This window comes from Halorubrum vacuolatum (genome assembly GCF_900188065.1).
GTDB lineage: Archaea > Halobacteriota > Halobacteria > Halobacteriales > Haloferacaceae > Halorubrum > Halorubrum vacuolatum.
In genome coordinates this window covers 338,751-350,605 of sequence record NZ_FZNQ01000002.1, presented here as the reverse complement: position 1 = coordinate 350,605, position 11,855 = coordinate 338,751, and the positions used below count along the sequence as shown (strand labels likewise).

Sequence of the window (11,855 nt, the reverse complement as noted above, 5' to 3'; positions counted from 1 at the left end):
ACCCGTACCCATCCCGAACACGGAAGTTAAGCTCACCAGCGTACTGGATGGTACTGGAGTGAGAGATCCTCTGGGACGTGCAGTTCGCCGCCTCGTCATTCATACCACATTCATTATCCACCGAGCGACAGGTTCGTTCGCGTTGGCGAGTGACATCGCAAGCGCGTACGTGCGACCTCGGATATCGAATGCGAAGAACGAACTCCGGTTTCGATACGGCGGGACGTCGACGGTGTTTGTCGGTGGACGTGTGTTCGGGACCCATCGCGTGGGATCCGGTCGATATCAGTCGTGATTACCTCACCGGAGTACTTATTATATTTCTATACGGCATGATGTAATAATGAGTGCTCCTCCGGAGGCCGGGACGATCAGTTTGCGTCTCGTTGGCTCTGAGGCCCGCCCACTTCGGAGCGGGGTCTTTCCACAGTACGCCGTGTCCGTGCTTTTCGATACGGATCTGGATGCGTGGCGGCGCGGATGGCGGGGAACGGATCGCTCGCCGGTACACGAAGGGGTAGTCGTTGCGGGGGAGACGACCCGGAGCGTCTCGTCATCGGGGGCACAGACCACACACGTGCTCTCGAGTCCACGGATCGCGTACACCCTTCTAGGTGAACCCGACTCGTCGACGCCGGTGATCGCGGCGGTTGAGGAGTTTCTCAACACGGCCGATGACGTCGCGCCAACGGTGTTTATCGATGATATCACGTCCACACGGATGGACCGGTCGGCGTGTCTCGCCTTTTTGGAAGCGATGGTCGAGCGGGTCGCGTCGGCCGGAGGCTCCCTCGTCATCGGCTGTACGCCGGGATCGATAGACGGTGTGGTCCTCGATCGCCTCATCGACGTGAGCACCACCGTGCGGATGCCCGACGTTGGACCGATCGAAGCCGTAGAACGGTTGCGGCGGAACGATCCGACCACGTTTGGGTACGTGCGGCAACACTGGATCGAGGCCGGATGCGGGATCGAAGCCTGCGACCGCAACTATCCGCAGGCCAAACAGGTACACAGTTGTCTTTCGGATCCGAACACGACATCCCGGACCCTTGGGATGGCGCTGTCCGGGCTCGCCTCGCTCTCGGTAATACGGACGTGGGGTGACACCGTTGGGTCGACACGGTATGATCTCACCACATACGATCGCGCCGCCCTCACGATGGTCGGTCTCGCTTTCGGCGTCGCAACCGACCGTCTCGACATCGAACAGTGATCGTCGCGCGGCTGTCAGTGCCGGTTCGGTGAGCTCGTCGCCTCCTCGAATCGTGGGGCGAACGTGTAGTCAGCGACGGTACCATCCGGAGTGAGCGTAACGGTCCCAAGGGTGACGGTGTCTCCGACATCATGTTCCGTAGCGATCGTCTCAAAGACGGCCCGTCGGTCGAGCCGCTCCCAGAGGACGTCCGCGACGAGCGACTGAAACGCTTCGGGATCGGTCCATCCAGCGTCGATCTCCGAGGGAACATGGACGAGGAGCTGAAACTCCTCTTCGGTGACGTGGATGCTCACGCCGAAGGTGTTCGCGGACATGTCCGGTCGTTCGACCGCACTTCGTTTATGTTCATCGTCGTCGTTGCGTCTTCATCGTTGCGACTCCGTCGAGGCGGCCTGATGGCTGCGGGGCATCCGCGTCGTGTGAATCCGCTTTGTCCGGCGCCGAAAGGGGTAAGCGACAGGGGGGGTAACGAGTTCGTGGTGACGGAACCCCGTGTCCCCCCGATCGCTGGCCTCGTTACGGCAGTTATCGCCGTGAGCGCGGGAGCGATACTGGTTCGATGGAGCAACGCCCCGAGTTCGGTGGCGGCGTTTTATCGCGTGTTGTTCACCACGCTCCCCCTGCTCCCGATCGCCGGCTGGCGATATCGCGATCACTTCCGCCGGATCACGGTCCGTGATTTGGCGTTTGCAACCCTTGCAGGGATCGCGCTCGCGTTGCATTTTGCCACGTGGTTCGAGAGCCTGGAGTGGACGAGCGTGGCGGCCAGCACGACGCTCGTTCAGGCGCAGCCGGTGTTCGTCGCCGTCGGCGCGTGGTTGCTTCTGCGCGAACGGGTCACCCGTCGGATGGTCCTCGGGATCGTCGTCGCCGTCACGGGCATGGCGGCGATGTCCCTCGGTGACCTCCTCGGCGGCGTGCTCGTGGGTCCCCGCCCGCTGTACGGCAACGCCCTTGCGCTGATCGGGGCCGTGATGGCGGCCGGATACGTGCTCGCCGGGCGGTCGTTACGCCAACGGGTCGCGCTCGTCCCATACGTGGTCATCGTCTACGGCGTCTGTACGCTCACGTTGCTCGCGCTCGTGAGCGTGGAGGGCCACTCCCTCATCGACTATCCGGCACGCGAATGGGCGATCTTCGTCGGACTGGCAGTCGGCCCGGGGTTGTTCGGGCACACGGTCATCAACTGGGCCCTGGCACATCTCGAATCCAGCGTCGTCTCCGTGTCGTTGCTCGGCGAACCGGTCGGAGCCACGATCCTCGCGCTGATGTTATTGAACGAGTTCCCCACGGTGTACACCGTGTTCGGCGGAATCATCGTCCTGACGGGTATTTATTTGACGACGACCGATGCCGGCGGATGACTCCCTTTCGATATCGTTGCTGCGTACGGTTTCCTGAACAGTGGGATCGGTGCCTTTGTGGGTTTGGTCCGACGCCGCCGCCATGTCGCCAACAACATCTCAGCATTGATATTTTGGGCTCAAGAATAAATAGCGCTGCCGGACTGTGACCGATATGTGCCGACGGGCGATTATTATCGTCTTTGGAAACGACCGATCGGTCACTCACCGGGTTCATGAGGTACTGGAGACGTTGGAAGGGGTCCCGTCCTCATCCGTCGAACCGGTCCCGTTCACCGGCGGGAGCACGACGGAGCGTTGCCAAGCGACGTTCCAGGAAGTCGATGGAGGGTTCTCCACAGGGGCGGCCGACAGCGACGGCTTCGATCCACGGGCGCTGGATGGGGACGTTTTCGCGGTCGTTGCTCCGGCCGACTCGCTCGATGACATCCCACTCGATCGGTTCCCGCACGAGCTGCACGCGACGCCGACACTCGCCATCGCTCGTTCACGCACCCCCGAGCGGTATCGTGAGGCGTTTCTGCACGGTGCTGACGACGTGTTCGGTCCGCACACGGGGTCGGCCGACGAGGACCCGCTTCGGGAAGCGCTTCGGAACGCGATGGATCGCACGAATCGCCGACTCCCGCCCATTGCGGTCGAGTCGCTCCGGACCGTCGTGCTGGACGCGGCGACGACACTGATGGGCGCGGAGACCGACGAGGTGGCGACCAAGGTCGAGTGGACCTTGGAAAACGTCGGGACGAGCGCGGATCTGGATCGTATCGTGGTATATCGGGACGTAGATGGGATGTTCAACCCGGCCTTCGCGTGGGCAGCGGAGCCACTGCGGCCGGATCCCCGGGCGTTTGAGTCGTTTCCGTCACCGGAGCGGCTCGCACGCTTCGAGAACGTCGTCTCCGGGGACATTTCTACGGAGAAGGGCGATTCGGACGTGGATGGACCGCTCTCCTCGGTACACGTTCCGCTCGTCAGCGAGTGGGAGCTCGTCGGTGTCGTCGTCTTCGAGGTCGAAACGCCGAGAACGTGGGCTGACGCCGAGGTCGACCTGTACCGTACGCTTGCGGACCTGATCGCGCACATGCTCGCCCGAAACGAGCGTCGACGTGAACTCAGACAGCAGGCCGAGCGGCTCGAACAGTTCAGCACGGTCGTCTCGCATGACCTGCGAAACCCGCTCAACGTCATGGCCGGCTATCTCGACCTCGCGGCTGATGATCTCGCTCCCGAGCACTATCGGCCGACCGATGACGCTTTACGTCGGATGGAGACACTCATCGACGACCTCCTCATGCTCGCACGACGTGGCGATGCGATCGGTGAAACGGAACCCGTTCCGGTGCGGGCCATCGCCGAGGACGCGTGGCATTCAGTCAGGACACCGCGGGCGACCCTTGCTGTCGTGGAGGGGCTCGGACACATCGAGGCGGATCCGAGTCGACTCAGACAGCTCTTCGAGAACCTCTTTCGAAATTCGATCGATCACGGCGGTCACGGGGTAACCGTCGAGGTCGGTCCGCGGGTGTCCGATGGGCAGGTGATCGGGATGTATGTCGCCGACGACGGCCCCGGCATCCCATCCGACGTGCGCGAGTCGGTCTTCGAGTCCGGGTTCTCGACGGCCGGTAGCTCCGGTATCGGCCTCGCCATCGTGGCTCGCGTCGCGGAGGGTCATGGCTGGACCGTGGAGGTCGACTCGGATGGCGGTGCGATCTTCGAGTTCGAGTTCGCGGGACGTGAGGTGCGCCCTCCGGCGGACCGAGCAGTGCATGAGGCGTAGCGACGCGGGGCGGTAGGTGGGGCGTGAGGACGCGCCGACTTGCGGATCACGAGCTACCGATCAGTGTATTTTGAGTTCGACACGGCGTCCATCCGGATCACGGACGTACGCCGCCCAGTCACGCCCATACGCACCGTATCGTTTCTTCGGTTCATCCGGATCGACGTCGTAGCCCGCGGCTTCGATCCTCGAGAGGAGGTCGCACAATTGGTCATACCCATCCATTTCCTCGGAGCGGATCAGGAGACAGAGATGGTCGCCGCCGAGCGGCACGTCCCCATCGCTCGGGCTTTCGTCCCCGGTCGTGCTGATACTCGCAGCCTCGTCCCCGCTAGCTCCATCGATCGTCGGGTCGTCCGTGGGGACGAGATGGAGGTGACGGCCGCCGGCCGCGAGCGCGACGAAGGGAACGTCCCCCGCGTCGTATCGCTCACGGTCCCGGATCGGCAGCCCGAGGAGGTCGTGATAGAACGCGAGCGCTTCCTCGAGGTCGGTCACCCGAAAGGCGATGTGATCCACGTCGACGACGTCGGGGTCCATGCCGATCCGTGGGCCGCATGATCCCTGAAGTTTACTCCGGGATACACGTCCGTGTCTCGCTGCCGGTTTCGGCCGACACGGAACTCCGGTACCGGGGATTGTCCCCTCAGTGGCTGAACCGCTCCCGGGTCCGCCGATGGCGGTCGCGGAACATTCCCTCGAACCCGACCTTGGCAAACGGTGCTGTCGCGTCCCCGAACGGCCCGAACGGGAGGCGGTACTCGACCGTATCGACGAGGCGCGTCTCGCCGCCGTCGGCATAAAACGAGTGTGTATGCACCCAGCGTCGGAAGGGACCGCCGACCATGTCGTCGACGAAGTAGGCGCTCCCTTCGACGGGGCCGCCGTCGGGCTCACGCTCGATGATCCGTGACTCCCAGCGTTGTCGCGGGCCGATCCCGAACGGCCGCATCGACATCCGGATCCGCGACCCCTTCCGGAGCTCGTCGGGGGCGGGAGCGCCGTCGGGCCCCTCGATGGCGTCGATTCGGAGGTTCATCCACGCAGGCGTGAGCGCGCGAAGCCCGTCGATCGTCGCGTGAAACTCCCAGACCTTCTCGATGGGCGCCGGTACCCGCGTCTCCCGGCGGTATGTTGCCATGGGATAGGTATGACCGCGCCGGTGAAAAGTCCTTCAGACCGCGACCGTTCACGGGCGCTTCGGAGCACACCGAAACCCGAATACGATCGGCGCCCACACCCTTATCCAATGGAACGAGGTGCGATCGAGATCGCCGATCTGGTCGGTCCCTTCGACCTGCAGGCGACCGTCGAGAGCGGCCAGAGCTACCTGTGGAACCGGGCCGACGGCGGCACATACGACTCGCTTCACGCATACGGCGGGCAGGAGTGGTATGAGACCGTCGTCGACCCGATCCCGGGGCTCACCGATGAACGGGTCGTGGTTCGGGTCCGACAGATCGGCGACGTCCACGATGGGAGGCTTGAGTGGGAGGCATCGACCGATGCCGTTCCGCTTTTGACCCACCTGTTGCGGCTGGATGACGACCTCGATGCGATCCTCGGATCGACGCCGGATCTGCCGCTTCTGTCGCGCGCGTACGAGAGATATGAGGGGATGCGGCTGACCCGAGACCCAGTGTTTCCGTGCCTCATATCGTTCATCTGTTCCGCCCAGATGCGCGTCGCGCGGATCCACGGGATGCAGCGGCGGCTTCGGGAGACGTACGGTGACGTGCTCGAACTCGACGGCCGGAAGTATCACGCCTTTCCGAATCCGGAGCAACTCGCCGCGCGGACGGAGGCGGAGCTCCGTGACCTCTCGCTCGGATATCGTGCGCCGTACGTCCGTCGCACCGCGGAGATGGTCGTCGGCGGTGAGGCCCATCCACACGAGGCGGCCGACCTCCCGTATGAGGAGGCTCGGGAGTCGCTCACGCGGTTCGTCGGCGTCGGCGAGAAGGTCGCCGACTGCGTGTTGCTCTTCTCGCTGGGCTTCCTGCAGGCGGTCCCGCTCGATACGTGGATCCGGACGACCATCGAGGAGTACTATCCCGACTGCGAACGGGGATCCTACGCCGAGACGTCCCGTGCGATACGGGAGCGGTTCGGCGGCGAATATGCCGGATACGCACAGACGTACGTGTTTTATTATCTCCGGGCGGGCGGGGAGTGAGCGGAACCGCCCGGACACGGGGATCCTGTTCGCTCGGCCGAACGGGAACCGACCGTCCGGGAGAAGGTTCATACTCGCCCGTGCGGTAGATGATGGCACAATGAACTGCCGAGTCGTCGTGGAGGCCGCCGTCCCGGTGTATGACGTCGAGACCACCGACGAGGCGGTGCGGATCGCCATCTCGAAGACGGGCGGAATGTTGAATCCGGACCTCAACTACGTGGAGATCGAGATGGGAAGCCGTCAGTCCCCGAGCGGCGAAGAGCTCCCGCCCGCCTTCATCGCGGCCGACGAGGCGCTCGTGGCCCTTGAACTCGAGATGGACGTCTTCAACGTCGACCGACCGGAACACGCGAGCCGGATCGCTCGCAAGGAGATCGGACAGCGCCTCCGCAATATTCCCCTGAAGGTGCTCGACGTCATCGAGATCAACGAGGAAGCGGATGGCGAGAACGAAGCGGATGGCGAGGTGACGGACGGTGAAGCCGACGGAGTGGGCGGGCCGACCGGGAACGGATAGGCGACATTCACGGACGGATCGCCCGAGGGTGACGCTGGTCGATAGGACGGGACTGCGTAACGCGAACGTGAGCGTAGCCACTGGCTGGTTGTGGACAACGATAACGCGATCGAAGTATTAGTCGGCGGTCGCAGCCAGCGGTTCGGATTTCGGTTCCTCCATCGGTGCGGTGATCCCCTTTGTGAGTTCGAACACTGCGGCTTTGTGGTCGGTCTTCGATTTGTGGATCGATGTGGGCTTCACGCCAAGTTCCTGGTACGAATCGAGGTCGAGGTCCTCTCCCCAAAACTCGCACTGTTTTCGTACTTCAGCGAGGAGGCCGTGAAGGTGAATGAGCTCCTGCTTTTTCATAAGCATCCATCCCTTGCTACCGAAGGCTTATATTATTATCCTGAGTCGCGTTAACACGCACCTACCGGAAAATAGGGTTTCAGCGGGTCTAGCCGGTATTTCTACGTTAACGATCGGGATCAATACGGTACGCAGCCGGCCGGCGGATGCACGACAGTACATGGACACTTGATCAAAAGCTGCTCGCGCTGCCTCCTGCGTTTTTCGGTGGCCGATCCTCGATCATACGACTCCGATCGTGTGGACCCCACGTGTGGCCCCTTCATCACGCGCGGTCCGGATCACGAACCGATCAGGGTCGAAGGGATCTCGCCGCAGTCACCGACTGCGGTCACTGAAACTGTTTTACCGCCTCGAGGTCACGCTCGGTTCGCATAAATTCGGTCAGTCGCCGCGTCGCATGACACGAGGGACAGTTGAAGTTCGTGCGCAACGCCGGGAGGTCCGCGGGGTTGTCCTGCCAGCCTTTCCGACACTCGGGACAGACCAGTCGAATAAATGCCTCGACCATACCGTACCTATACGCACTGGATGGATAAAAACGTGTGCGAGTGTTTCTCACCCATGACGATGGGGAACCTCCCGGGCGTTCCCCATCGGCGACTCTCTCAGCCCTCGAGTTGACCGTTCGCCTCGAGAAGCTCTTTATACCGATTCCGGATGGTGACCTCCGAGATGTCCGCAACCGCTGACACCTGGCTCTGTGTCACCTTCTGGTTCGACAGCAACGCGGCGGCGTACACGGCCGACGCCGCGAGCCCGACCGGGGATTTCCCGCTCGTGATCCCCTCGTCTTTCGCCGTCGAGAGGAGCTCCCGTGCGAGGCGATCGACCTCCTCGTTCAGCTCGAGCCGGGAGATAAACCGCGCCACGTAGCTCTCCGGGTCCGCCGGCTGGACCTCCAGTTTGAGCTCCCGGATGATGTACCGGTAGGTTCGGGTGAGCTCCATTTTGTCCACTCGCGAAACCGCGGTGAACTCATCGAGGCTCCGCGGATTTCGGGCCTGGCGGGCGGCAGCGTACAGCGCGGCGGTGGCGACGCCTTCGATGGAACGTCCCGGAAGGAGGTTCTCACTCAGCGCGCGTCGATAGATCACGGAGGCCGTCTCCCGAACCGTCTCGGGAAGCCCGAGCGCGCTCGCCATGCGGTCGATCTCGCCGAGCGCCTGCTTGAGGTTGCGCTCCTTCGAGTCGCGGGTGCGGAACCGCTCGTTCCACGTGCGAAGCCGCTGCATCTGTCGGCGTTGCCGCGTCGACAGCGACTTGCCGTAGCCGTCCTTGTTCTGCCAGCCGATGTTCGTCGAGAGCCCCTTGTCGTGCATCATATTGGTCGTCGGGGCGCCGACGCGGCTCTTCGAGTCCCGTTCGGCGGAGTCGAACGCGCGCCACTCCGGCCCGCGGTCGATCCCGTTCTCCTCGACGACGAGCCCGCACTCCGTACAGACCGTCTCGCCGTGTTCGGTGTCGGTCGCGAGCCGGCCGTCACATTCCGGACACGTCGTGACCTGTTGTGTTTCCGTCGTCTCCTCGATCGCGTCCGTCGATCGATGCCGTTCCGTGCTTCCGTCGTAACTCCTGATGCGTGTCTCTGTCATGGGTGGTCTCCGATTCGACGTCACGGCGAAAAATGCGAGGCCGTTAACGCTCGACTCGTTAACTAACAGTTATTTCCCAACGTATATAAAAATTTGTATTTTTTAGAAGCAGCGCATATACCATGATCGTGTCTTCAGGCCATTCTCCGGCGGTGAATGGGAATTAATAGCATGATGGATCCGAGACCGAAATAACCCCGAAACGGGTTCATTCAAGGATATATAATTGTCGGGGACTGAGCCCGCCGCTATCGACGCCGATTCACCGATGAGCGCCGATTTCCGAGATGGATCAGCGTCGCGTCTCCACGCCGGTGACCTCGAAGCGGACACCGCCATCGTCGCCGTCGAGGAGATCGATCGTCCATCCGTGTGCGTCGACGATCCGTCCGACGATGCTCAGCCCGAAGCCCGTCCCGTCGGTCGACGCCGTCATCCCGTGTTCGAAGACCCGGTCACGCTCCGCTTCCGGGATGCCCACGCCGTCATCCTCGATGAAGAACCCGTCCGGGAGCGTGCCGATCCGAATGTGTATCCGTTCGTCGTTCCGATCGTCCCGTGGGCGTCCATTCATGCCGTGCTCGACGCTGTTCCGTATGAGATTCTCGATCGCCTGTCGGAGCCGGCCCTTATCGGCGCGCAGCTCCAGGTCGGCGTCGATCTCCAACGTCGCCCCGTCCGTTTTCACGCCGTCCCAACTGGCAGACGCCACCGACGAGAGCGATACCCATTCGGGCTCACCGATCACCTCACCCTGACGCGAGAGGAGCAGGAGGTCATCGATAAGGTCGTCCATGCGTTCAAGCGACCGTGAGACGGCCTCGAAATGTTCGTTATCCGAGGTCTCACGGCCCAGCTCCAGTCGTCCCCGTGCGACGTTCAACGGGTTCCTGAGGTCGTGTGACACCACTCCGGTGAAGTTCTCCAGCCGATCGTTTTGTCGTTCCAAACGCCGCTCGTAGCGCTTTCGTTCCGTGATGTTGGAGAAGATCGTAATGCACTGTCCGTGTCGTGGGGAGAACGCCGAAATCTTGTAGTACCGATCGAGCGGTGCGGAGTACTGCTCGAACGTGCGGGGTTCCCCACCGAGTCCCACTTCCCCGAAGATGTCGATGAACGGCGTCTCCTCGATGCCGGGGATCGCCTCGGTAGCGCGTCGTCCAACGACGTCCTCGGCGTTGAGCCCGGTGAGTTCCTCGAACCGTTCGTTGACCCGTTCGTAGGTGTAATCGATCGGCTCCCCGTCCTCGTCGGTGACGATCCCTTTGACCCCGATGCCGTCGAGGGATTCCTCGAACAGTCCGTTGAGAAGCAGCTGTTGCTCGCGTTCGTCGCTGACGTCCCGGTAGATCCAGAGGTTCGCCTCGCCGTCGGCGAGACGGTAGGGCACGTAGTCGCGTTCGAGGATACGCCCGTCGTTCAACACGATCTCCTCGTTTTGTACCGGCTCACGGTCGGCGAGCCGTTCGGCGATCCCGTTAACGAACGCCTCCGGCTCGGCGAATCGGTCCGCGAGTTCCGCCGCGGCTTGGGCACAGTCCGCACCGACGAGTTCGTCGGGATTCGCGTCGACATCGAGCAGTTCGGTGAACCGCTCGTTCGTGACCAGCACCTTCCTCGAATCGTCCTCGACGAGCACCCCGAACGGGAGGTTCTCGAGGAGCGTCGTCAGCACGCGGTTCGTGCGATCGAGCGCCGACTCGCTCCGTTTGAGGCTGTCGACATCGATCACCAGTCCCTCCTCGATACGTTCGTCCCCGTCATCGACGACTTGTCCCCGCTCCCACACCCACCGAATATCCTCGTCCTCGCGGGACAGCCGATAAACCACGTCGTAGGTCCCGTTCTCGGCGACGCCGTTTGCGATCTCCGTCTCGACCAGCTCCCGATCGTCGACGTGGACGAGCTTCCTTGCGATCGCCACGTCCGTTAACAGCTCATCCTCGGTGTACCCCGTCAGCTCCTCACAGGCGCCACGAACGAGTTCGAACGGCCACTCCGGTGCGGTGCCCGTCCGATAGATCACTCCCGGGATGTTGTCGACGAGCCGTTCGAGCCGCTCACGGTTCGCCCGCCGCTCCGTGACGTCTTGAAACTGCGAGAAGATCGTCACTACCTCGCCGTCGTCGTCGGTGATCACGCGGTTGTGCCATTCACACGTGATCCGTGTCCCGTCGGCCCGAACGGTCTCGTTGATGCTGTGATATCCACCACGGACATTAAGCAGGTCAGAGACGACCTCCTCGACGGCCTGCTCGGCGGATTCCGGGACGAACTGCCGCCAGGATACCCCTTGTAATTCCCCACCGTCGTAGCCGAGTATCTCCTCCGCGGCGTCGTTCAACCGCCGGACACGGAACTCCTCGTCCCACTCGATCACCCCCAACGGGGAGTGTTCGATAAACATCGAAAGCCGCTTCCGGCTTTCCGCGAGCGCACGCTTCGACCGGTGCTGCTCGACCGCGTTCGTGACGCGATTCGCGAGGACCGCATAGACGTCCGAGCCGTATCCCTTCTGTAGATAGTCGGTGACCCCCGCCGAGATGGCTTCGCTCGCGATCTCCTCGCTCCCCTGTCCGGTAAACAGCACGAACGGGAGGTCCGGATAGCTCCGACGGACCTCCTCTAAGAACTCCAGTCCGGTCATCTCCGGCATATCGTAATCACACACGATCACGTCGAGGTCCGAATCGAGCCGATCGAGTGCCGCCGTCGGGTCGGTCTCCGTTTCGATCTCGAACGCGTCGTTCTCCCGTTGGAGATAGAGGGCGGTGAGCTCCGCCATGTCGGCGTCGTCATCGACGTGGAGGAGCCGGATAGGGGCGCTCATAGGTGTGCAAGAGTCGGATC

At 62.8% G+C, this 11,855-nt stretch carries 12 protein-coding genes and 1 rRNA gene; 6 read left to right on the top strand and 7 right to left on the bottom strand.

Annotation, left to right across the window (positions count from 1 at the left end):
- Positions 1–96: ribosomal RNA gene (gene rrf, locus CHB65_RS04185) — 5S ribosomal RNA — on the top strand; the annotation flags it as partial.
- Between the two features lie 247 nt (positions 97–343).
- Positions 344–1,216: a hypothetical protein gene (locus CHB65_RS04180; RefSeq protein WP_089383801.1), complete on the top strand. Its 873-nt coding sequence runs from the start codon at positions 344–346 to the stop codon at positions 1,214–1,216.
- A 14-nt stretch (positions 1,217–1,230) separates the two neighbouring features.
- Here CHB65_RS04180 and CHB65_RS04175 read toward each other — a convergent pair whose 3' ends face one another.
- Positions 1,231–1,533 (bottom strand): hypothetical protein, encoded by a 303-nt coding sequence (locus CHB65_RS04175; RefSeq protein ID WP_089383800.1) that lies wholly within the window; start codon positions 1,531–1,533, stop codon positions 1,231–1,233.
- 162 nt (positions 1,534–1,695) lie between these two features.
- On the opposite strand from CHB65_RS04175, the gene CHB65_RS04170 reads away from it, so the two are divergent.
- Complete coding sequence (locus CHB65_RS04170; RefSeq protein ID WP_089383799.1) at positions 1,696–2,583, top strand: DMT family transporter; 888 nt, start codon at positions 1,696–1,698, stop codon at positions 2,581–2,583.
- 154 nt (positions 2,584–2,737) lie between these two features.
- The gene (locus CHB65_RS04165; protein ID WP_245809895.1) at positions 2,738–4,363 is read left to right on the top strand and encodes a sensor histidine kinase; all 1,626 of its coding nucleotides are present in this window, start codon (positions 2,738–2,740) and stop codon (positions 4,361–4,363) included.
- Positions 4,364–4,423: 60 nt separating this feature from the next.
- Here the strand turns inward: CHB65_RS04165 and CHB65_RS04160 are convergent, their stop codons facing one another.
- Together CHB65_RS04160 and CHB65_RS04155 are read right to left on the bottom strand one after the other, a co-directional pair.
- Positions 4,424–4,903: a VOC family protein gene (locus CHB65_RS04160; protein WP_089383798.1), complete on the bottom strand. Its 480-nt coding sequence runs from the start codon at positions 4,901–4,903 to the stop codon at positions 4,424–4,426.
- 106 nt (positions 4,904–5,009) lie between these two features.
- Entirely contained in the window at positions 5,010–5,504 is a 495-nt protein-coding gene (locus CHB65_RS04155; RefSeq protein WP_089383797.1) for an SRPBCC family protein, read from the bottom strand.
- 108 nt (positions 5,505–5,612) lie between these two features.
- Between CHB65_RS04155 and CHB65_RS04150 the strand changes: the two genes are divergently transcribed.
- Positions 5,613–6,539, top strand: a complete 927-nt coding sequence (locus CHB65_RS04150) for a DNA-3-methyladenine glycosylase family protein (protein ID WP_089383796.1) — start codon at positions 5,613–5,615, stop codon at positions 6,537–6,539.
- A 100-nt stretch (positions 6,540–6,639) separates the two neighbouring features.
- Entirely contained in the window at positions 6,640–7,059 is a 420-nt protein-coding gene (locus CHB65_RS04145) for a DUF555 domain-containing protein (RefSeq protein ID WP_089383795.1), read from the top strand.
- Between the two features lie 117 nt (positions 7,060–7,176).
- Here the strand turns inward: CHB65_RS04145 and CHB65_RS04140 are convergent, their stop codons facing one another.
- From CHB65_RS04140 to CHB65_RS04125, 4 genes are all read right to left on the bottom strand, one after another.
- Positions 7,177–7,410, bottom strand: a complete 234-nt coding sequence (locus tag CHB65_RS04140) for a UPF0058 family protein (RefSeq protein WP_089383794.1) — start codon at positions 7,408–7,410, stop codon at positions 7,177–7,179.
- Positions 7,411–7,741: 331 nt separating this feature from the next.
- The gene (locus tag CHB65_RS04135) at positions 7,742–7,921 is read right to left on the bottom strand and encodes a DUF7836 family putative zinc-binding protein (protein WP_089383793.1); all 180 of its coding nucleotides are present in this window, start codon (positions 7,919–7,921) and stop codon (positions 7,742–7,744) included.
- Between the two features lie 97 nt (positions 7,922–8,018).
- Complete coding sequence (locus CHB65_RS04130) at positions 8,019–9,005, bottom strand: transcription initiation factor IIB (protein WP_089383792.1); 987 nt, start codon at positions 9,003–9,005, stop codon at positions 8,019–8,021.
- A 292-nt stretch (positions 9,006–9,297) separates the two neighbouring features.
- Positions 9,298–11,835: a PAS domain S-box protein gene (locus CHB65_RS04125; RefSeq protein ID WP_089383791.1), complete on the bottom strand. Its 2,538-nt coding sequence runs from the start codon at positions 11,833–11,835 to the stop codon at positions 9,298–9,300.
- Positions 11,836–11,855: the final 20 nt, after the last annotated feature.